The 22,291-nt window shown below is 59.1% G+C and carries 14 protein-coding genes and 1 tRNA gene; 7 read left to right on the top strand and 8 right to left on the bottom strand.

Annotation, left to right across the window (positions count from 1 at the left end; genetic code table 11):
- Positions 1 to 51 precede the first annotated feature (51 nt).
- The gene (locus DDIC_RS06770; protein ID WP_136399739.1) at positions 52 to 3,627 is read left to right on the top strand and encodes a PEP/pyruvate-binding domain-containing protein; all 3,576 of its coding nucleotides are present in this window, start codon (positions 52 to 54) and stop codon (positions 3,625 to 3,627) included.
- A 194-nt stretch (positions 3,628 to 3,821) separates the two neighbouring features.
- Complete coding sequence (locus DDIC_RS06765; RefSeq protein ID WP_136399738.1) at positions 3,822 to 4,226, top strand: pyrimidine dimer DNA glycosylase/endonuclease V; 405 nt, start codon at positions 3,822 to 3,824, stop codon at positions 4,224 to 4,226.
- A 111-nt stretch (positions 4,227 to 4,337) separates the two neighbouring features.
- Here DDIC_RS06765 and DDIC_RS06760 read toward each other — a convergent pair whose 3' ends face one another.
- The 5 genes from DDIC_RS06760 to DDIC_RS06740 all read right to left on the bottom strand — a co-directional run bounded on the left by DDIC_RS06760 (position 4,338) and on the right by DDIC_RS06740 (position 13,775).
- Positions 4,338 to 5,489 carry an NAD(P)H-dependent flavin oxidoreductase gene (locus DDIC_RS06760; RefSeq protein ID WP_136399737.1) on the bottom strand — a complete coding sequence of 384 codons (1,152 nt, stop codon included), beginning with the start codon at positions 5,487 to 5,489 and terminating at the stop codon, positions 4,338 to 4,340.
- A gap of 140 nt (positions 5,490 to 5,629) precedes the next feature.
- Positions 5,630 to 8,593 (bottom strand): PD-(D/E)XK nuclease family protein, encoded by a 2,964-nt coding sequence (locus DDIC_RS06755; RefSeq protein WP_136399736.1) that lies wholly within the window; start codon positions 8,591 to 8,593, stop codon positions 5,630 to 5,632.
- Complete coding sequence (locus DDIC_RS06750; protein ID WP_136399735.1) at positions 8,590 to 11,889, bottom strand: UvrD-helicase domain-containing protein; 3,300 nt, start codon at positions 11,887 to 11,889, stop codon at positions 8,590 to 8,592. The genes DDIC_RS06755 and DDIC_RS06750 overlap by 4 nt, the downstream gene beginning before the upstream one ends.
- A 7-nt stretch (positions 11,890 to 11,896) precedes the next feature.
- Complete coding sequence (locus DDIC_RS06745; protein ID WP_136399734.1) at positions 11,897 to 13,201, bottom strand: ATP-dependent 6-phosphofructokinase; 1,305 nt, start codon at positions 13,199 to 13,201, stop codon at positions 11,897 to 11,899.
- A gap of 13 nt (positions 13,202 to 13,214) precedes the next feature.
- Positions 13,215 to 13,775, bottom strand: a complete 561-nt coding sequence (locus DDIC_RS06740; protein ID WP_136399733.1) for an HD domain-containing protein — start codon at positions 13,773 to 13,775, stop codon at positions 13,215 to 13,217.
- Between the two features lie 182 nt (positions 13,776 to 13,957).
- Here DDIC_RS06740 and DDIC_RS06735 point away from each other — a divergent pair, with 182 nt between their 5' ends.
- Both DDIC_RS06735 and metG read left to right on the top strand, forming a co-directional pair.
- The gene (locus DDIC_RS06735) at positions 13,958 to 15,016 is read left to right on the top strand and encodes a PSP1 domain-containing protein (protein ID WP_136399732.1); all 1,059 of its coding nucleotides are present in this window, start codon (positions 13,958 to 13,960) and stop codon (positions 15,014 to 15,016) included.
- 23 nt (positions 15,017 to 15,039) lie between these two features.
- Positions 15,040 to 17,076 carry a methionine--tRNA ligase gene (metG, locus tag DDIC_RS06730; protein ID WP_136399731.1) on the top strand — a complete coding sequence of 679 codons (2,037 nt, stop codon included), beginning with the start codon at positions 15,040 to 15,042 and terminating at the stop codon, positions 17,074 to 17,076.
- 92 nt (positions 17,077 to 17,168) lie between these two features.
- Here metG and DDIC_RS06725 read toward each other — a convergent pair whose 3' ends face one another.
- Entirely contained in the window at positions 17,169 to 17,360 is a 192-nt protein-coding gene (locus DDIC_RS06725; protein ID WP_136399730.1) for a hypothetical protein, read from the bottom strand.
- A 114-nt stretch (positions 17,361 to 17,474) separates the two neighbouring features.
- On the opposite strand from DDIC_RS06725, the gene DDIC_RS06720 reads away from it, so the two are divergent.
- From DDIC_RS06720 to DDIC_RS06710, 3 genes are all read left to right on the top strand, one after another.
- A complete protein-coding gene (locus tag DDIC_RS06720) occupies positions 17,475 to 18,272 on the top strand; it encodes an undecaprenyl-diphosphate phosphatase (RefSeq protein ID WP_136399729.1) in 798 nt (265 codons plus the stop codon).
- A 64-nt stretch (positions 18,273 to 18,336) separates the two neighbouring features.
- A tRNA-Met gene (locus tag DDIC_RS06715) sits at positions 18,337 to 18,413 on the top strand.
- Positions 18,414 to 18,778: 365 nt separating this feature from the next.
- Positions 18,779 to 19,780, top strand: coding sequence for a GNAT family N-acetyltransferase (locus DDIC_RS06710; protein ID WP_136399728.1), 1,002 nt, complete (start codon positions 18,779 to 18,781; stop codon positions 19,778 to 19,780).
- 68 nt (positions 19,781 to 19,848) lie between these two features.
- Here DDIC_RS06710 and DDIC_RS06705 read toward each other — a convergent pair whose 3' ends face one another.
- Both DDIC_RS06705 and DDIC_RS06700 read right to left on the bottom strand, forming a co-directional pair.
- Complete coding sequence (locus DDIC_RS06705) at positions 19,849 to 20,619, bottom strand: class I SAM-dependent methyltransferase (RefSeq protein ID WP_168732489.1); 771 nt, start codon at positions 20,617 to 20,619, stop codon at positions 19,849 to 19,851.
- A gap of 267 nt (positions 20,620 to 20,886) precedes the next feature.
- Positions 20,887 to 22,173: a dicarboxylate/amino acid:cation symporter gene (locus DDIC_RS06700; protein ID WP_136399726.1), complete on the bottom strand. Its 1,287-nt coding sequence runs from the start codon at positions 22,171 to 22,173 to the stop codon at positions 20,887 to 20,889.
- Between the last annotated feature and the right edge of the window lie 118 nt (positions 22,174 to 22,291).

Here is a 22,291-nt window from a genome sequence, read left to right as displayed (position 1 = left end):
TATACAATTTCCAAGGTTGTAAAGCTTCTGTTTCCCAAACCGGAGGAAGACATGTCTAAGAGTCCCGCCGCCAAACCTGCGCAGAACAAACCCAAGGTCAACGCGACTGAGGTAGTTCAAAAAAAATTGGTGCTTGATGGCGCCGAAATTGTGCAGATTGGTCCCGAAGCGGAGTTGCTTGTTGGTGGTAAGAACTACAACACAGCCCTGATCAGCCAGATTCAGGGGATTCAGGCACCTCACTTTCGCGCCATCTCGTCCATTGCCTTTCATCATCTGCTGGATGAAACAAAGGTCAACGGACGCGTGGTACGCAGTGTAGTAGACCGCGAATACGGGCGCATTGACTGGAACGACCCGGAAATCAACCAGGATCCGGACTTCTTGCAGAAGTTCGTACGTCAGCTCGGCAAGCAGATACATCAGGCCGCGCTGGCGGAAGGTGAGCAGTCGCACACCAAGCTGCGCACTTTTATAAACAATATAGTAGAAGGCTTTGCCACCTCCCCCGAGGGCATCGACCAGCTGCGCAAGCGCTCGGTTATGGTGCAGGCGGCCATTTTGTCTGTTGACGTTCCCACCGAGGTTGCCGAAGCCGTGCGCGGTGCGTACCGCGCCATCTGCCGCGAAAATGAAGACGACATGACCCCCGTGGCCGTGCGTTCTTCCGCTGCGGGTGAAGACTCTCGCAAAAAGGCTTTTGCCGGGCTTCAGGATACCTACCTCAATATGGTGGGTGAAGAAAAGGTTGTGGAAGCCTACCACTGGGACTGCTCTTCGGCCTACAACCTGCGTTCCATGACCTACCGGCGCGAGGCCATCCTTGACGCTCTGGCCAAGGCCGAGGAAACCGGCGACGAAAGCATTGCCGAAAGCGCCAAGCTTGAGTGGGCCATTGAGCACACCTCGCTTTCGGTCTGCATGATGCAGATGATCAACCCGGTCATTTCGGGCACGGCCTTTTCGGCTGATACGGCTACCGGCTGCCGCGGCACTGACCGCCGCGAGCTGGTGAGCATCGACGCCAGCTACGGCCTCGGCGAGGCTGTGGTGGGCGGCAAGGTTACGCCTGACAAGCTTTATGTCTTCCAGCGCGACGACGGTGGCGAAGTTGTCATCCGCCAGATGGGCTGCAAGGACATGAAGATCATTTATGACGAGCGCGGCGGCACCCGCGAGGTTGAGGTCTCCGAGCTGGAGGCCCTGCGTTGGGCGCTTTCGCTCAGTCAGGCAGAGCGTGTGGCCCAGGGCGTGCGCGCTGTAAGCAAGGCTTACGGCGGCATCATCATGGACACCGAGTTCTGCATCGACGCCAACGACAAGCTCTGGTTCGTTCAGGCGCGGCCTGAAACCCGCTGGAACGACGATCTTGAGCTGCACCCGCACACCATCTTCATGCGCCGCCGCGAGGTGGACGCCAAAGCCGCCGCCGAAGCCGAAGTGCTGGTGGAAGGCAACGGCGCTTCACGCGGCGCGGGCCAGGGCACGGTGCGCTTTTTGCGCTCCGCCCTTGAGCTCAACAAGATCGCCAAGGGCGACGTGCTTGCAGCCGAGCGCACCGACCCTGACATGGTACCCGGCATGCGCGTGGCTTCGGCCATCATGGCCGACGTGGGCGGCGACACCAGTCACGCGGCCATTACCTCGCGCGAGCTTGGTATCGCTGCTGTCATCGGCATTCAGCGTCTCGACGTGCTGCGCGCGCTCGACGGCGTTGAGGTGACCGTCGACGGCACGCGCGGCAAGATTTATCGCGGTCTTTTGCCTCTGCACCTTGTGGGCGGCGAAATGGACCTCTCCAAGCTGCCCGCCACCAAAACCAAGGTCGGCCTTGTGCTGGCCGACGTGGGCCAGGCGCTGTTTCTCTCGCGTCTGCGCAACTTTGCGCAGTTTGAAGTGGGCCTGTTGCGCGCGGAATTCATGCTGGGCAACATCAGCATTCACCCGCAGGCACTTGAGGCATTTGACAACGGCGAGCTTGAAAATGTCGTTCGCAGCAAGCTGAAAGAGCTTGAAAACCGCCTTTCCAAGGTGCTGCGCGAGCAAATGGCCGCTGGCCTCATCGTGTTCAACTTCAACCTGCGTGAATACGTTGGTGAAGTGACCGGTCTTGCTGCCGAAATTGAAGCCCTTGCCGACTCCAACAAGAGCCTCAATGCGGAAGAAGTGCTGATGCAGCACCGCAAGATGCGCGAGCTTGATCACAAGGTTGACCAGCACCTCGAAATGGCCTCCCGCCGTATTGAAGTGCTCAAGACCTCCAACGATCTGGCCGACCACGTACGCATCATCATGGGCTATGACGACGCTCTGGCCCTGCTGAACCCGGCTGACCCCGAATCAGCCAAGCGCACTGCCGAAATAGAAGCCTGCGTTGACGAACAGGTACTTCGCATCCGCGAACTGCCCGCCGTCACCAAGCTGCTTGAAAATATCAACCGTCTGCGTGAAGAAGTGAGCCTCCGTTCCGGCCTGAAAAAGGAAATGGACGACCTGCGCAACCTGACGGACAAAATCCGCGGCATCATCAAGTCCCGTGGGTTCCGTACCGGCAAGGAGCACTACGTTCAGACCCTGGCCCAGAACCTGGCCCTGTTTGCCATGGCCTTTTACGGCAAGCCCATCACGTACCGTACCACCGACTTCAAGAGCAACGAATACCGTAACCTGCTGGGCGGCAGCCTCTTCGAACATACCGAAGACAACCCGATGCTCGGCTACCGCGGTGTTTCGCGCAATATTCACGACTGGGAAATTGAGGCGTTCAAGCTCGCCCGTGGCGTGTACGGCGGCTCCAACCTGCGCATGATGCTGCCCTTTGTGCGCACGCTGGAAGAAGCCCGCTCCATGCGCAGCTACCTTGAACAGGTGCACAAGCTCAAGAGCGGCCAGGACGGCCTGAAGATCATCCTCATGTCCGAGCTGCCTTCCAACGCCATTCTGGCCAAGCAGTTCATTTCGGAATTCGACGGGTTCTCCATCGGTTCCAACGACATGACCCAGATGGTTCTGGCCACTGACCGCGACAACGCGCGTCTGTCCCACATCTATGACGAGGAAGATCCGGCGGTTATCTGGGCCATTCTTGTCAGCATCTTCACTGGCCAGAAGTACGCCAAAAAGGTGGGCTTTTGCGGTCAGGGCGTCTCCAACAGCATCATCCTGCGCGGTCTGGTGGCCATTGCCGGCATTACCTCTGCCTCGGTCGTGCCGGATACGTACTACCGCACGGTGTTTGACATCGCCAACGTGGAAGCGGAAAACCTCACTGCCGCCGACCTCGGCAAGTGGCTGGCCGCCCAGCACCACAAGCGCCTTGCCGACCTGATGGAAAAGACCGGTTACGGTCATATCCTCAAAAAGTACAAGGAACCGCAGGATATTCAGGAATGGTACGAAGGCGAGCTGCAGCGTCGGCACGAGCAGTTCCGCGAGCACCTCGACACGCCCAAGGAGGCCTTCTACCGCTCCGAGCTGCAGAGCTTCCGTTCCACCTTCCACAAGCCTGTGATCTACGCCACATGGAATTGGGATGAAACTGTTGAGGATGCGCTGCATCACTCGGGCTTTGAGAACTTTGACGAACAGGCCAAAGCTCTCGAATACTCCCGCCAGGTTAACGACTAGTTTTTAATTAGTCGCTGAAACGCTGAGACAATAGGCCCGGATCTTCGGATTCGGGCCTATTTTTGTGATGTGGTTTCGTACTGCAAAAGGGCAGTATTGAACGGTTGGGCGCATTGCGACGATGACAAGGCCCCAAGACCGCCCCTTGCAAAAAGCAGCGGCATGCGCGCAGAATTGCCAACACAGGAGGATATATGCGTATGTGGATGACGCCCCCTGCGGGCATGTGCCGCAAACATCTGCTTGGCGAGCATGTGGAACTGCATATGCTGTTGGGCAGCTTGCGGCGCGGCAAGAGTATTGATGGTTTTATCAGCGGCAGGCTGGTTGACCCGCAGATGGTCTTTGCCCGCCATGCCCTGCTGGTAGAAGAGATGGAGCGCCGAGGCTTTAAACACTCCTCGCCGATTGACGCGCAGGAATGCGCAACGCTAGCCGCAAGGTATGCGGGCCGTGCTTCCATTGATATTGCCGCAAACCTCATAGAGCTGATGCGCCGTTGCCCGGATTGCGGGCGCGGATGCAAGGCCGCCATCCTTCCAGCTGATACCGCGTTACAAGCAGCAAGCGCGACCGGCCCGCCTGCCTCGCTTGCCTGAGCGTCGTCAAAAACAGAATACCCCAAGCACGTATAGCGCTTTGGTACAGCAGACAAAAAAAGCCGGATCTGGAATTTCCAGACCCGGCTTTGCATACAGTGAGGAGGGCGATTACTTTGAATTAAGGTTCAGCCTGTTCTGCATCTGCTGCACGCTTTTGCTCAGGTTGTTCATGGCCTCGTCAAACTCTTTTTGCAGGCTGTCCATCAGTTCATGCACAGAGATGATCTTGTTTACGCGGGCCACGTTGGCGCCGCAAAACGCAAAGCCGCGTTCAAGGTTGCCCCTCATGGCGTTGATAAGCGCCTGGGCGATGCAGTAGGGCGTTTTTTCCTGCTCGCAGGTATGCACGCAGTGGAACACGCACTTGAAGGGTTTTTTCTTCCCTTCGCGTGAGGCCGTGATAAATTCGTTTTCAAGAGCGCGGCCCGGCATGCCCACCGGGCTTTTGATAATGGTGATGTCCTCATCACGCGCCGTAAGGTAACTCTGCTTGAAGCGGTCGTCGGCGTCGCACTCGTGGGTGGCCACAAAACGGGTGCCCATCTGCACGCCCGAAGCGCCAAGGTCGAGAAACTTCATGATGTCGGCGCCGGTGTAGACGCCGCCAGCGGCAATAACAGGCACGGCGCGGCCGCACTTGTCTTCCATGGCTTTGGCTGCATCAACCACCTGAGGAACCAGAATCTCCAGCGCGTGGTTGGGGTCCTGCAGTTCTTCGGGCTTAAAGCCAAGGTGGCCGCCAGCCTTGGGACCCTCGACCACAAAGGCGTCAGGCGTGTAACCAAAACGCGAAGCCCATTTTTTTGCAATTACCGTGGCCGCTCTGGCCGAAGAGACAATGGGAACCAGCTTGGTTTTAAATTCTTCCTTCTTGTCTTCGCACAGCTGCAGCAGATGATGCGGCATGTCGAGAGGAAGGCCCGCGCCGGAAAAGATGATGTCAGCCTTGTTTTCAATAGCTGTACGCACCATCTGGCTGAAGGTGGTCAGCGCCACCATAAGGTTGACGCCGATGATGCCGCTGCTGAGCTCGCGGGCTTTGAGTATTTCATTGCGCAGGGCGCGCAGATTGGCGGTAATAGGATCAGTAGCCACATCCGGCTCCCTCATGCCGATCATGGCCCCGGCGATAACGCCGATGCCGCCCTGATTGGCAACAGCCGACGCCAGCCCGGAAAGTGAAATCCCCACGCCCATGCCGCCCTGTACCACAGGAACTTTAGCCGTGAGATTACCTATTTTGAGTGCGGGAAAAGACATTGCAAGACCTCCGTCCTGTCCGTAAAAAGGCGCACCGGTTGAACCTTGAGATTTAAAGGGTACACCCATGTTTGGCAGGAAGCATATCTGGTAATGTCACAAGACGCAACAGTCATCTTTATTATATTTATTGCGGCATGTTACCCAGCGCAAAGCGAGGCATACGGGCACCAGTCGCAATGGCGGTCTGGCCGGGCGGTAAAGGCCGGCGCGAGCTGCATGTGCCGCAGTACAAGGGAAAGCGCAGCATGGCAGTAGGCGACGGCATCCGCAAGGTCTTCGTCAACCAGACCGCCAAACAGCGGGTATTCGCGGCCCGCGTCGCGCAGTTCCACCAGGGCGGCGTCGCCTACGGGGCCAAACCTGCCGTCGGCGGCCATGCAGACATAGCAGGGCAGCTGGAGGCTTGGCAGCCGGGGGCGCAGCTCGTCAAACAGGGTCTCCATGTCTTCAAGCGTCTGGCTGTCAGGCGCTTGCCCCGTGCGCAGGGCCGCAAACAGGCCCTCCACCCGCCGGAAAAACAGTATGTCGCCCCACAAACTGCCATCATGCTTTTTGAGGCTGCCCGTCTTGTAGTCGAGGATGTGCGCAAAACCGTCGCGCCGGTCAATGCGGTCCATGATGCCTGTAAAGGAATACTCGCCGCCAGCCAGCGCCAGCGTGACGTTGAGTTCTTCTTCCAAAGCCGCCACAAAGGTGCTGTCCGGCTGGTTTTCAAGAAAGCGCTGCAGGCGTACCGGCGCGGCTTCTTCAAGCATGAGGCAGCTATCCGGCGGCAAAATGCGGCGCAGGTCGGCCTTTTCGAGCGACTCGTGAAAACGCGCCAGCAGCGTCTCGCGGCTTATGTCGCCCCGGCGCACCTCCTTATTGAGGTATGGCTCGTAAAGCGCCCGCAGCGTTTCATGAATGCATGTGCCCACAGCCGCAGGGTCGTCGCCCTCGTTGACCTCCTGCGGCGGTTGCAGCCTGCACAGGTACTGCCAGGCAAAGCGTAGGGGGCACTGCTGGTAAACGTCCAGACGCGTTGCCGAGAGAGGCTTTTGCAGCAGCTCGAGCATGGCGTTGTGCAAGGCCGCCGTGCGGGGCAGGCTTTTGGGCGCGGCGGGAGTGCTGCGCACGACGCAGCGGGCAATGCCCAACGGCTCCTGCCCCGGCGCAAGCAGATGCCCCCGGCGCTGTTCTTCCTCCCACAGCAGTTGCTCCACAAAACGGCTGCGGCTTTTTTTGCCGTCAAACAGGGCGGAGCGGCTGATGCCCTCCTGCCAGAAAAAGCGCACCTCGCGCGCACCGGCGCAAAGCCGGTAAAGCGTGTGGGCTGTGGCCCGCTCGCGGCTGCGGGCATCGGGCAGACCCAGCACCTGCCGCAGCGAATCGGGCAGCAGGGGATCCTGGGCGGGATTGCCGGGCAGTTTGTCGTCCGTGGCGTCGACAATGAGCACCCGGTCAAAATGCAGCAGCCGCGTCTCAAGCATGCCGAGCACCTGCAGGCCTGTGAGCGGTTCGGCCTCAAAGGGCACGCGCTCCTGCTGCAACACCTCGCGCACAATGCCGTGCAGCACGCTGGGCGGAAAGGGCGTCTGCGCCAGACAGTTTTGCCGCAGCACCGGGGCCGCGTGCCGGGCGAGCCGGTACATGGCCTCGGCATCAAGCGGAAAATGCCGCCACATGTCGCCGCCGTTGCGCAGCAAAAAGTCGCAGATATTCTGCAGGCATCGGGCCATGGACTCGGTAGTTTCGGCCTCGCCCGGCTGGTGGATGAGCACGTCGACCACGGCCGCAAACAGCTGCCCGAGCGCTGGATGCGTGCCGGGGGCGCACTGCTGGGCAAGGTCGTCCATATCCACAAAACGCGAGCCGCTACGGATCGTGTTTTCCATACGGCGCAGGAGTTCCCGCAGATACATGGGCGTCCCGCTGCCGTCGTCGGCCCGCAGCAGGTTCAGGTAGGGGTGGCGCAGGCACTGCAGCAGGTTGCGCCAGTAGTATCGCCCGTCTTCCGTTCTGCTTTCCTGCAGCTGCAACAGCGCTTCAAGCAGCCGGTTGAGGGGCGAGCGCTCCAGTGGATAGCCCATGGACACGTTGACGTCCTTGTCGGGCAGGTGGTGCAGCACGGGCATCAGCAGGGCGCTGTCTGTCAGAACTACCGCTGTAGACAAGTTTTTTTGTCTGTAATCCTGAGCGGTTGTTCCGCCATTGATCGTCAATTCTTCATGCAAAGCTTTAAGTTGAGAATGGCAGTCATAGCCCGCAAAAAAGGATATCCGGGGTTTGCGCGCGGCTTCATCCGCAGAGTGTTCCACGGCCAGCCGCGCCGTGGCCTTCCAGCGGCGCAGCCATGCGGCCTGCGCTTCGCACGACCAGTGCGGAGCTGTGCCCAGCGCCAGCGCCGGGTCTGCGTGCAGGCACACCTGCCCACCCGCCTGCCAGAGCCTGTGCAGCAAGGCCTCCTCACTGCTGGTGAGCAGCGAAAAACCCGCCATGATCACCGGGCGGTTCTGCTCCGGCGCAAAAAACCGGGGAAGTTCCACGCCGTCTTCCGTCACGGTAAAGGCGTCAAACCCCGGCGTTGTCCACTGACGGGCCTGCAGGGCAGCCACGTAAGCCCGGCCAATGCGCCCCAACGCACCCAGCAGGGCGGCGGCAGGGCCGGACACCTCCTGCTCCACATGGGTAAGGTCCACAGCCGCCACTCGTTGGCCCAGCATTTCTTCCAGCAGGTTGGCAAGTCGCAGGCCCCAGGGTAAAAAATGCTCCATCTTCATGCTGGCAAAGCGTGCGGCAAGGCCTTGATCCTGCTGCGCAAGCTCAACCACGCACTCGTGCAGCAGGGCGACCCTGTCGAGCACATTGGCCGTGTGCAGGGGTGTTGCGCTGGTTTGCGAGCGCCAGGCCGAAACAACATCCGCAAGGGTCATCACCCTTGGCAGCAGCCCCTTAAAACCTTCTTCGGCATACAGCCGGGCAAGATACCGCCAGGGGCGGTTGTGCGGCACAATGAGCAGGACCGTGCCGGGCTGCCCGTTGCTCGCGCTGGACAGAAAGTCCTTGAGATCAGGCAGAAAGGGGCGCTGCCATGGAAAAACAAGAAAGGGCGATGCGCTCATGCCAGAGTCTCCATGGCGGGCAAAAGGTCGCTGCAGCGCTCGGCCAGGGCCGAGACTTTCTGCGCGTCCACCAGCTGAAACCGCCGTAAATCAAGGTATACCAGCAGACCGCGCGCGCTGCCCTGCGTGCAGCAGCCTCCCGCCTCAAGGCAGGAAAGGTAGTTTTGCAGCTGTTCCACATGCCCGGCCTCGGGCTGGCCGCTTTTGTAATCGAGCACCAGCGGACCCCACGGTTCGTGCACCAGCAAATCCACCCGCAGCAGCTGCCCCTCGGCATCCATAAGCGAATGCTCGGGCCAGCCGGTATGCAGCCAGCGCGCGGCCTGCGGCTGCGAGGCAAACCATTGCAGGGCCGCAGCAGCATTGTCGCGCAGGGCGGCGTCATCCGGCACAGGCAGCGAAAAATGCCCCAGACCGAAATTAAGCGCCGCAAGGGCGTCAGCCTGCGGGTCGCCCGTAATGTGCAGGTGCTCAAGACACAGGTGCAAAAAGCTGCCCCGGTCGTCAGCCCTGAAGCTGAACCCAGCCAGAGGATTACGAAAAATCTTGAGGCGCGGCAGCCACTGCATGGGCCGCCAGGCCGGGTCAAAAAAGCCCGCAGCTTCGTCGGCAATGGCAGCAGCCGCAGTAACTGCCTCTTGCGCCGTGCCAGTCTGCCCCTGCGACACGGGCTGAGCGGCTGCGGCAAAAGCCCGCAGTGCGGGGTCGGGAGTCGCCGGGGACGCGTCATGCGGCGCCGGGGCATCGCCCACAGTGTAGGGAGCCGTGTACCCGGCCTCGGCCATCAGCAGCTCAAGGGCGTCGCTGGTGGAGCCACGCCCGCCGATGGTGCTTGTGCGCAGCACATAGAGCGCATCCCGTGCACGGGTAAAGGCCACATAGAGCAGGTGGACGTTTTCGCGGCACTGACGGGCCATTTCTTCATGATAGGGCGCGCCAAGGTGTTTTTTGTTGCCCACAGCCATGCGCAGGCCCTCGCGCTCAACCATTACGGTGGACTGCCCCATGCGGGCGCGCAGGTCCGTCCAGGGCACAACGACCACGGGGGCCTCAAGCCCCTTGGATTTGTGGATGGTCATAACGCGCACTGCGTCCATGGTTTCCGGCATGGGCACTTTTTCTTCGCCGCTTTTGGCCCGCCAGTGCTCAAGAAACGTGGGCAGGGTGGCGAGGCCTTTTTCCTCCGCGCTGTACAGCACTTCCATAAAGCGCCGCAAAAAAGTCTCCGCCTCGGGGAAGCGGCTTTCAACATCGAGCCTGGCATACCACTCAAGCGTCATGTCGTAGGGCGTCATCAGGCCGGACTGGCCGTGGAAGGGCGCAAGCAACCGCTGCCATATTTCGGGCCAGCGCTTTTTGAACCGCTGAAACAGCGGGCCGCGCCCCGACGTTGCGCACCAGCCCGCAATGTCTTCCTCGTCCAGCGCGGCCGCCTCCGGATGCTGGCAAAAGATGCTGCCGCACACAAGGCTCATAAAGGCGATGTCGTCTTCAGGGTTATCAAGAAAAGACAGCAGGGCCACGGTCTGCAACACCAGAGGGTGAGCGGCCAGCCGCAGGCTGTTTTCTGTAATCACGGGGATATTTTCGCGTATGAGCCGGTCGGCCACAAGCGTGGCCTTGTCGTTGCTGCGCACAAGTACGAGCACATCGGCCCATGGATGGCACGGCTCTATATCGTCGTGCAGCAGGGCGCACAGGCGGTCAAGCACGTCCTCGCCCAGGGCGTCGGCGTCAACGGAAAGGATGGTCTCCACATGCACAAGCCCGCCCTCGTGGGCGTTGTCGGGGCACTGCTGTTCCGTGCCCGCAAAGGCCCGCACCAGGCCTTGCGCTGCCTGCGCGCAGATATCTGGCGGGGTAGAGCCGGGCAAAAGGGCGGCCATGACTCTGGCGGCGGTGTCGGGCCGGGCCAGCGGGCCAAAAATACTGTTGTTGTGGAGCACAATTTCGCGGCGGCTGCGCCAGTTGTAGGGCAGATTGTCGCGCTGGCCGTCGGGCGCAAGGGCCGTAAGCCCGCCGTCGTCAAAAACGCCGTCAAAAAGCTCCGGCTCGCCGCCACGCCAGCCGTAGATGGACTGCTTGACGTCGCCCACCCAGGTGAGCGAGCCGCCGCGCGAGAGGGCTTCTTGCACCAGTGGGCGCAGGGCCTGCCACTGCTCGCGGCTGGTGTCCTGAAACTCATCCACCAGAAAATGCGTCAGCCGCGACCCCATGCGGCACAGGGCTTCCGGCACGCCGTGCTCGCTCTCAAGCACCTGCCGCGCCATATGCGGAATCAACAGGCCCGGCAGGCTGCCCTCCTGCTGCTGGTTGTGCACAAAGGCCTGAACCAGCGTCTGGGCCAGCAGCAGTAACGGGCCAAGCCCCAGCGCCTGACGCAGCAGCGGTGCGGTCTCAACCAGCGAGCAGGCCGCGTGCGAAAAAGCCTCGTAGGCTTTTTGCACCTCGTCGCTGACCACGGGCTTTTTTAAAAACAGGTCGGACGCGCTGTCCTTGCTCAGGAGTTTGGATTCCTTGCACAAACCGGCGGCAATGGCCTCCACGGCGGCAAGGCCATTTTTGTTAAAATTCAATCCGCTGGCGACCGCAAGGGCGTAGAAGGCCTTGGCATGGCTGACGGCCCGGCCCTCCACCTCATCAAGCCTTTTGCGCAGGGCGTCGGGGGGTGAAACATCGTCAAAGCGTCCAAGCAGCACGTCGTCCAGCAGGCCGCGCAGCTGGTTGAGCAGCTTTTCGCCCGCAAGAAAGCCCGTGCTGTTCTCGCGCCAGGCCATGGCCCGGTACACCGCGCGCAGCAGCGAACGCATGGTTTCGTCGCCCTGCCATGCGCGTTCAAGCAGCACGTCAAGGTAGGGGGTCAGTACTTCGTCGGTGGCAAAGACCGGCTGAAAGTCGGGGTGCAGATCAAGCTCAAGGGCTGCGGCCCGCACAATGAGGTGCAGCAGGCTGTCGATGGTGCGGATGTTCAGAGCGCCCATGTCGCGCATGATCACATCCACCCAGCGGGCGGCCTGATCTGGCGAAAGCGGCAGCCCGCCCATGGGATGTCCCAGAGCCGTGCTTTTGAGCTGGCGTATAACGCGGTCGCGCATTTCTGCCGCTGCCGCATTGGTAAACGTGATGGCCAGTATATCGCCCCAGCCGCAGCCGCCCCCCGGCGAAAGCACGCAGGCCGAGGATGCCGCCGCGCTGAGGGGCGGGCCGCTCTGCACGAGCCTTTGCAAAAAACAGCGCGTCAGTTCGTAGGTCTTGCCTGACCCGGCAGAGGCCTTTACCTGTCTGAGGTGCTTCATGTGCCGGTTATTCCGGGGGCAGCATGCCCTGCAGCATCCCCTGACCGGTAGACTCAAGCACGGCCCGCCACAGGTCGGAATAGATGTTGAGCTTGCGGCGCTTGCGGGTCACAAGCTCCAGCGGCAGGTGTACGTAGCGATCCTGAATTTTGCCCACAACCATGTCGGTGCGGCCGGCCATGGCGGCGTGCACGGCGTACTGGCCCAAAAATCCGCAGTAGACCTTGTCGTTGGCGTTGGCCGGGATGGAGCGGATGATGTAACTCGGGTCAATGTACTTTATGGAGTGATCAATACCCCGCTTGCCAAGGTACGAGCTGATGTTTTTGCGCAGCAGGTCGGATACGTCGCCGAGCACCGGGTTGCCGGACGCGTCTTTGTCCGCATGGCTTTCCATAAGGTGCTGGCCTGCGCCCTCGGCGGCGACAATGACGGCATGACCGCGCGAGCGCAGCCTGTCCTCCAGCGCTGGCAGCAGGCCGCCCTCGCCCTCCAGGGCAAAGGGGGCCTCCGGGATAAGCACAAAGTTTACTTCTTTAAGGGCCAGCGCGGCCCGCGCGGCAATAAAGCCCGACTCGCGCCCCATCAGCTTGACCAGACCGATGCCGTTGGGCACGCCGCAGGCCTCTGTATGGGCGCATTCTATGGCTTCCGTAGCCTTGAATGCGGCTGTTTCAAAACCAAAAGACTGGGGGATAAAGTTGATGTCGTTATCAATGGTTTTGGGTATGCCGATAATGGCAATCTTGAGCCCGCGCGCCTGCACCTCGCCGCTGATGGTCAGGGCCGCCTTCATGGTGCCGTCGCCGCCAATGACAAAAAGCGCGTTGACGTTGCTGCGCTCAAGGGTGTCGACAATTTCTTCGGCAGACTGAGGCCCGCGCGACGAGCCAAGCATGGTGCCGCCAAAACGGTGAATATCGGCCACGCTTGAGGGCGTCAGTTCAAAGGGGACATGCCCGTATTTGGGAATAAACCCCTCAAGCCCGTAGGGGATGCCCAGAATGGAAGGCACATTGTAGGCATGAAAGGCCTCCATCACTATGGCGCGTATGACGTCGTTGATGCCGGGGCACAGGCCGCCGCAGGTCACGATGGCGCACTTGGCGCGCGTGGTGTCGAAATAAAGCTTTTTGCGCGGGCCCGCCGCCTCAAGGCATACACTGACGGGTGCGCCAACTTCGTCGGACAGTTCTTCATCAACTACAATCTGCACGGTCTTGTTGTCCGCCCAGGTACGGTAGGGCAGTACAGAATCAAGCTTGCAGGGGCCAAGCGTGCGGATTTCCGTTTGCAGCGAACAATCTTGCATGGCGAACCTCTGGTTATTTGTTTAAACCGAGTTCGGCGGAATGGCTGCGCATGGCCTCGATAGCCAGGGCCAAAAAGTCGTCAAGTTCAAGCCCGGCCTCGGCGCACTGGCGAATATTGTCGCGGCATACGCTGGCGGCAAAGGCCTTGTCCTTCATCTTTTTCTTTATGCTTTTTACTTCCATGCCTTCCATGCCGGTGGGGCGCATGAGCGCGGCGGCAGAGATAAGCCCGGTGACAGTTTCGCCGCAGCGCAGGGCGTAATCAAAGCGGGTGGCCGGGCCATTTGCGCCGTTCATTTCCGCATTATGGGCGCGTATGGCTGCAAGGGCCTCGTCCGGCAGCTGGCCAGCCAGCATCTCGGCCGTATCGAGGCCGTGCCGGGAAGGGGTTTCCGCCGTAGCGGGGTAGTCGAGGTCGTGCAGCAGGCCTGTGAGGCCCCACACTTCCACATTCTCGCCAAAGCGGTTGGCAAGGGCGCTCAATATGGCCTCGGAGGCCAGGGCATGCTGCATCAGCGAAGGCGGCGTATTATGCTCGGCCAACAGATTAATGGCCGTTTGACGTTGTATCATGGCAATTACTCCCGTATGCTGGAAAATGTAAATCAGGCAACCCTGCTTGGCAAGCTGCGGACGAACGAACTCCGATGCTCAGCCGTGGCCGGGCCCGCAGCCCAGTTGACAGCACGGCTGTAATGACGGAAAAGAACCTTTTCAGAACTCATTTTCTACGACCTTTGGCGAAGCGACAACTTATGCCCATATATGGCCTTCGTTTCAGAACGCTTGGACAGACAAGCTATTATTCCGGCCTTCCCGGTTTCAAACGGGGAGATCATGTTCTTATTGAGGCCGAACCGGGCCAGACCCTGGCCGAGATAGTTTCTGGCCCGGCAGAAGAACTGCCCGGACAGATGGGGCAGGATCTGCCCGCCATTCTGCGCCACGCAAGCTCCGAGGACATCCACCGGGGTGAAGCCAACGAACAGCTGGCGCGCGATGCGCAGGAGTTTTGCCGCCAGTGCATCCGCGACCGCGACCTTGATATGAAGCTTGTGGACGTGGAAGTCTTTTTTGACCGCAGCAAGCTCATCTTTTATTTTACCGCCCCCTCGCGCATTGATTTTCGCGATCTGGTCAAAGACCTCGTGCGCGAATACCGCGCGCGCATCGAACTGCGCCAGATCGGCGTGCGCCACGAAACGCAGATGGTGGGCGCTGTGGGCAACTGCGGCATGGTCTGCTGCTGCAGGCGGTACCTGCGCAAGTTTGCGCCCGTTACCATCCGCATGGCCAAAGAGCAGAACCTCTTTTTGAACCCCGCCAAGATATCGGGCATCTGCGGCCGTCTGCTTTGCTGCCTCTCGTACGAGCAGGACAACTACGACCATTTTCACCGCATGTGCCCGCGTCTGGGCAAAAAATACCAGACGGACAAGGGCCCCATAAAGGTTTTGCGGGCCAACATGTTTCGCAATTCCCTTTCTGTGCTGACCGAAAACAACGAGGAACTCGAACTGAGCCTCGACGAATGGCAGGCGCTCTCGCCGCACCGGCCTGAAGCGCCTCAGAGCGTGCAGCAAAAACAGCCGCCCAAAGGGCCGGTCAACGACAGCCTGCTGGTGGTTTCCGCTACGCCGGACACCCTTGATTCTCTTGATTTTATGGATGAATTCCGTCAGGACGAGCACGAGGCCCAGGCAGAGGCCCCCGCGTCGGCCGATGCGGGCGAGAGGGGGGAGGCGCAGGCCGAGCCGGGCAAAAGCCGTCGTAAACGCCGCCGCAAGCCGTCGCAGCGCCCTGACAACGAATAGTCAAAAAGCTTACGGAGCCTTGAGTGAACAGCTTCTTTATCACAACGCCCATTTACTACGTTAATGCCAAGCCCCATCTGGGGCATGCCTACACCACAGTGGTTGCCGACACCATGGCCCGCTATCACAAGCTGATAGGTGAAGAAACCATGTTTCTCACCGGCACGGACGAACACGGCGACAAGATCGTTCAGGCTGCGGAAAAAGAAGGCAAGACCCCCAAGGAATTTGTGGACGCCATCAGCGCCCGGTTCCGCGCCCTGTGGCCCCAGCTTGATGTGGACAACGACCGCTTTGTGCGCACCACCGACCCGCAGCACATCAAGGCCGTGCAAAGCTTTTTGCAAAAGGTCTATGACGCTGGCGACATCTACTTTGGCGAGTTTGGCGGGCATTACTGCTACGGCTGCGAGCGCTTTTACACCGAAAAAGAGCTGGAAAACGGCCTTTGCCCCCAGCACCTGACCAAGCCGGAATTTATCAGCGAAAAAAACTACTTTTTTCGCATGTCCAAGTACCTGCCCTGGCTCAAGGAGCATATCGAGGCCAACCCGTCGTTTATCCGGCCCGAGCGCTACCGCAGCGAAGTGCTGGCCATGCTCGAATCGGGCGCGCTGGAGGATCTGTGCATCTCGCGGCCCAAGTCGCGTCTGACCTGGGGCATCGAACTGCCCTTTGACAAGGATTACGTGTGCTATGTGTGGTTTGACGCGCTGCTCAACTATATAAGCGCGCTGAACTGGCCTGACGGAGGCGACTTTAAAAAATTCTGGCCGGGCGAGCACCTCGTGGCCAAGGACATCCTCAAACCCCACGCCGTTTTTTGGTCCACCATGCTCAAATCAGCGGGGCTTCCCCTGTACGAGCACCTGAACGTGCATGGCTACTGGCTTGTGCGCGACACCAAGATGTCAAAATCATTGGGCAATGTTGTTGAGCCCAGTGACATGGCCCAGCGCTTTGGGCCGGACGCCTTCCGCTATTTTTTGCTGCGCGAGATGCACTTTGGCTCTGACGCGAGCTTTAGCGAAGAGGCCCTTGTGGGTCGCATCAATGCCGACCTTGCCAATGACCTTGGCAACCTGTTTAGCCGCGTGCTTTCCATGACAGCAAAGTATTTTGGCAGCCGCGTGCCCATGCCCAAGCCGCTGCAGGACGACGACAAGGCCATTGCCGAGCTGTGCGCCAACTCCATGCGCAATTTTGTGCAGCTTTTTGGCAACGTACAGTTTGCCCAGGGGCTGGAATCACTGTGGGAGCTGGTACGCGCCCTGAACAAGTACGTCGACACCCAGGCACCCTGGACGCTGTACAAGCAGGGCAACATGGAGCGCCTCGCAACCGTCATGTACGTCATGCTTGCCGCCATGCGCAAAACCGCGCTGTGCCTCTGGCCCGTGATGCCTGTTGCCTCGGGCAAGATGCTGACCCAGCTTGGCCAGCAGGTGCACGAAACCATGCCGCCCGTGCCGAATATTGAAGATGAAATAGCCCACTTTGAAGGTCTTGAACCCGGCACGCAGGTGGCCGAAGGCTCCAACCTGTTTCCGCGCATTGAAGTAAAAAAAGAAGGCGCGCAGGAGGTCAAGGGCCAGACCAAGGAACAAAAGGCGCAAAAGAAAAATCAGGACAAAGCCCAGGACAGCGCTCAGTGCAAGGCGCAGGAAAAATCAGCGCCCAGCGAAACCGCTAGCGTCGTTGCCGCAGATGGACAGGCGGCATCCATTGTCAAACCCAATGTGGAATTTGAGCAGTTCAAAGCCCTTGATCTGCGGGTTGGCACGGTAAAGACGGCGGAAAAGCACCCCAATGCAGACCGCATCCTGCGGCTGGAAATTGATTTTGGCGAAGGCGAGCCTCGCCAGATACTTTCCGGCCTGGCGGAGCATTACGCGCCTGAAGATATTGTGGGCAAAAAGGTATGCGCTGTGCTCAACCTTGCGCCGCGCAAAATTCGCGGTCTGGTCTCGCACGGCATGGTGCTTACAGCGGGTACGGACAACGCACTTGGCCTGCTGGCAGTAGACCGCGATGTGCCTGACGGCAGCGAAATAGCATAATAGCTCTGGGTGGCGTCGCATCTCGTTTTTGGGCGGGGTGCGACGCCTGCCCGTACCTCAAGTAGAACCTGAAAACAGACAGAATTGGCAGATCAGTTGGCCTGCGCCTGCTCCGCGCGGAACAAACGCTCAAGAGCGGCCGCATCAAGCGGGGTAAGGTTAAAACGCATACCAGCTTCGTCCAGAAGAGTAGCCAGGCTCTTGCAGGGGTTCAAAGCCCGCTGTTCGGCCAGGTAGGCGGCAGCCTTACGCACAAGTTCGCCTTGGGGCATGATGGTTGTCATGGAGTTATCCTTTTTGTTCACCCATAGCCGTTGTGCCGTCTTTTGGCAATGCCATGCCCGACGAAGGGCTACACATTCCTCAGTCGGCGACAGCATAGCGCGCCAGAGGGTTTTATGGACAACTTGTTTACAGCGCTGATTCTCAGCATCGTTGAAGGATTAACGGAATTTCTGCCCGTTTCCTCCTCCGGCCACCTGATTCTGGTCGGCGATCTGCTCAATTTTTCCGGTGAAAGAGCCGCCACGTTTGAAGTGGTCATTCAGCTCGGCGCCATCCTGGCTGTTGTAGTACTGTACTGGAAGCGCTTTTGGGGTCTGGTGCGGCCCGAGCCCTACGTGCGTTTTGCGGGCGCGCGGGGCATAATGCTGCTCATCCTCACGTCGCTGCCCGCCAGCGTGCTGGGGCTGTTGCTGCATTCGACCATCAAGACCTACCTGTTCCGCCCGGTAACGGTGCTGGGCGCTCTGGTGGTGGGCGCGGTGGTGATGATTTTTGTGGAGCGCCGCAAATTCAAGCCTTCGTACATTACGCTTGACGATATGACCCCCAGGCTGGCCCTGGGTATCGGCTGCTTTCAGTGCCTTGCGCTGTGGCCCGGTTTTTCGCGTTCCGCCTCGACAATCATGGGCGCCATGCTTTTGGGATCCAAGCGCTCGCTGGCGGCGGAATATTCGTTTATCGCCGCCGTGCCCATCATGATTGCCGCCACAGGCTACGACATGCTGAAGAGCTGGCATCTGTTCAGCGCCGCCGATATTCCCTTTTTTGCAGTGGGCATGATTGGCTCTTTTCTGGCGGCGCTGCTGGCGGTCAAGGTGTTCATAGCCCTGATGGGGCGTCTTACGCTGGTGCCCTTTGCCATCTACCGGCTGCTGATTGCCCCGTTCATCTACTATTTTATGGTGAACTAAAAAAATACTTGCCAAGGGGCTACAAATTTTATAAATAGATCGTCGCGCTAACGAGGCGCAACATGGCAAGGTAGCTCAGTTGGTCAGAGCATGCGGTTCATACCCGCAGTGTCGGGGGTTCAAATCCCTCCCTTGCTACCAGATATTATGCACATGATTAACTTCAATGTGCTGCAAATATGAGTCGCTCATGCCTCCATAGATACATACGGAAGCATGAGCGACTTGTTTTTTTATCCTTCCAGCCATAGCGCAACCACGCAACAGCCTGAGCAATACGGAGGGGCATGCTCAACGGCCCGTTGACACTGCAGCACGCTGACCTTACCGTGCATGCGGTGCGCAAACGCCTTGCAGCCCTTGCAAAGTCCGCGTAATTTGCGCTGGGTGCTGGCGGGCCTTATTGCGGATGGGGTTATCATGGCGTTGCAACGGCCTTGCCTCCGCGTATGCCCCCGTCTTTGAGGTAGAGCCAGCATACGCGTCTATCATATTGGATTGTTCGCATGCAGTTTATTTCCTTGCCCCATAATGCCCAGCCAGACCAGTACGCCGCATGGCAAACAGCGGCGCTGCGTTGCGACCAGACAGACCCCTTTTGCTGCATGCCCTCGTGGCAGCTGGCCTTTCACGACGCGTTTGGCCCCAAACGGCGACTGCTGGTAGCCGAAGCGGAGGGCAGCGTTATTGCCTTTGCCGAAGGCCTTGTTTCAGAAGAAGAAATCTTCATCACGCCCCTTGAACCCTCGTGGTTTTTTGGCTGCCCGCTGCTGGGCGATGCCGCGCCCAGGCTCTTTGCCGAAGTCATGCATTTTTTTGCGCAAACGTATGCGCCGCGCTTTCCCAAGGTTTTGATCGGCGGTCTTGGGCCCGGGCTTGAGTATGTGCAGAACCTGCTGAACAAAACCGGCATGCCGCTTCAGGCGCACCTGGTAAAGGCCGGTATACAGGGCGCGGCCTCACTTGAGGGCGGACTGGACGGTTTTCTTTCGCGCAGATCCGCCAACCTGCGGCGCAACCTCAAGCGCGCGGCCAAAAAAGCGGCGGAGCAGGGCATCAGTTTTGAACGGGTGCTGCCCACCACCGCAGACCATGCCAGACAAACCTATGCCCGCATGATCGCCATCGAGCGCACCAGCTGGAAGGGATTGGATCACTGCGGCATGGCCGAACCTGTGATATGCGATTTTTACGCCAATCTGCTTGAACGGCTGGCCCCGGAAAAAGGGGCGCGGGTGATATTTGCCCGGCGCGACGACAAGGATGTCGGCTTTATCTTTGGCGGACTGGCAGGCCAGATCTATCGTGGGCAGCAGTTCAGCTACACCCAGGACTGGCAGGCGCTTTCACTGGGCAATCTCATGCAGGTAGAAAAGATACGCTGGCTGTGCGAGGAGGGCGTGCAACGCTACGACATGGGGCCTCTGGACGGCCCAAAGATGGACTACAAGACGCATTGGACAGAAAAGGCCCTTCCTATCCGCACCTGGCTGGTTGAAAAAGCCTGAGGCCCCGCGCCGCTCGATGGCTCTGCCGCACCGGCTGTCAGCGACTAGCAACCATCAAGGCGTTTTTTTCAGGGGCGGGCATTCCAGAACAACAGGGCAACCCGCGAGCTGCCTTTCTCCTTAACCATTCCATTGGTGCTGAGTTCGCTCAACCTGCGGGCCAACGCAGCCTGTTGCTCCCCGGAGAGCTGGCCACGGCTGTTAAAGTGCCGGGTGTACATCAAAATGGCTTCTTCCAGCGGACATTCCGAATCCCACGAGCGTTCCTGATATTCCACCTCGGGGTAATACCCCTCCAGCCACAAAAGATTAAAGGCGCAGTACAGCCCCCGGCGGGTAAATTCCTCATGCGATGCATCATCCACAAGCGGCGCCAGCTCGCGCCGTACTGAGTTGTCGCTGGTAACCTGCGTCAGCAGGCAGCAGTAACCGGATGAGGCCTCGGTCATTTTTTCAAGGGTAGAGCGGTTGTATACCGCAGGCGTGCGCGAGGCAAAAACAAGCCTGAACCGTTTTTTCCAGCCCAGCCGCTCCATATCTGCTCCGGCCCAGTCAAGTACCCTGAAGCTCGCGTTGGGCAGGTTTTCGTCAAGGGCATTTTGCTGTGCACACGTTATCATGCCGGGCGCAATGTCGCAGCCTTCAACCGTTCCAGCCAGCCTGGCAAAGGAAAGGGCATGCCTGCCGGGGCCGCAGCCAACGTCAAGCACCGCATCCGCCTTGCCAATATGAGCTCTGGCAGCCAGTTTTTCCACCAGGCGCTGCCGATACACGCTGGAGTCTGCCTCGCCCGCATGCGCATTGAACGACTCTGCGCGGCGGGTCCAAAAATCTGCCATATCGGTCCGATCTGGCTGTCTCTCTGCCCAACAGGCTTCAAAATCGCTGATATTCATAGTTCCGCCGGGTAGGGGGTTGTATGCAGTGCATGCATGGCCGGACAAGCGCGGCGCATGCAAAGCGTACAGGGTGTCGGCGTGAGAATAAAGAAAAATCGCCTGCCGTTCAACTCCGGCAGACGATTTGATGCATTGCCTGATGCAGGATGCCCAGATATTCCTGCGCCCGCCGCCAGCCAACACGGCAGCCGGGCGCGGACTGAGGGCCTATATGATGGGCACGGGCTGGCCTACGGATTTTTTGCGGTCCAGCACATCGTGCAGCTGGTCCACATCCAGGTTGCCGGTCACCTTGGAGACAAAAATGGTGGCAACGCCGTTGCCCACAAGGTTGGTGAGCGCGCGGGCCTCTGACATAAAGCGGTCAATGCCAAAGATAACCGCTATGCTCTCGGGGGGTATGTTGCCCACCGAGCTTAACGTGCCGGCGAGAACGATAAACCCGCCGCCCGTCACTGCTGCCGCGCCCTTGGATGAAATAAGCAAAATACCCAGCAGTACAAGCTGATCACCGAGCGGCATGGGCGTGTTGGTTGCCTGGGCCAGAAATATGGCCGCCATGGTCAGGTAAATGGCCGTGCCGTCAAGATTGAATGAATACCCGGCCGGTATAACCAGATCCACCACGCTTTTGTTGCAGCCAGCCTTTTCCATCTTGCGCAGCATGTTTGGCAGCACCGATTCAGAAGAAGATGTGCCGAGCACGATAAACAGTTCTTCACGAATGTAGCGAACAAACTTGAAGATGTTGAAGCCGCAGCTGAAAGCGATTACCCCAAGCACAAACACCACAAAGAGAATGCTTGTAATGTAGAAGCAGACGATAAGCTCGCCCAGCACAAGCACAGAGCCGATACCCTCCTTGCCGATGGTAAAGGCCATTGCGCCAAAAGCGCCGATGGGGGCCACATGCATGATAATGCCGATGACCTTGAACAGCACTTCGGAGAGGCTCTTGATCAGGTCAAAGCAAAGCTTGCCCTTTTCGCCGCTGTAGTTCAGGGCAAAGGCAAACAGCATGGCCACCAGCAACACCTGAAGTATCTCGCCGCTGGTAAAGGCTGAAACAAAGGTATTGGGGATAATATTAAGGAAAAAGCTGACAATATTGTTGTCTTTGGCCTTGCCAGCGTACTGGGCGGCAATGTTTTTGTCGGCGGCGTTAAAGGTGCTGACGTCAACATTCATGCCCACGCCGGGCTGTGCCAGATTTACCACCACAAGACCGATGGCAAGAGCTGTAAGGGTAATAACCGTAAAATAGACTAGAGCAATGCCGCCCGTTTTGCCGACAGCCTTGAGGTCTTTCATGCCGGCAATGCCGGTCACCACCGTCGAGAAGATCAGCGGCGCGATAATCATTTTAATAAGGTTGATAAAGCCCTTGCCCAAGGGCTGCATCTTGACGGCCAGATCAGGATAAAAATGCCCCAAAAGAATGCCTATGAATATGGCAATGAGAACCTGAACATACAAAATTTTCAAATACTTCATAGCTGCTATCCTGGCTGTTGGCCTACTAGAAGTCTGGTCTTACAACTTCTGCTGCATCATCAAAACATTACCATGACTACTGCCGGACACTTCATGGTGGGAGTATCCATCGACAAAG

The sequence above is a fragment of the Desulfovibrio desulfuricans genome, assembly GCF_004801255.1.
GTDB classification, from domain to species: domain Bacteria; phylum Desulfobacterota; class Desulfovibrionia; order Desulfovibrionales; family Desulfovibrionaceae; genus Desulfovibrio; species Desulfovibrio desulfuricans_C.
The sequence above is the reverse complement of the archived record's forward strand: the minus strand, read 5'-3'. Positions and strand labels throughout refer to the sequence as shown.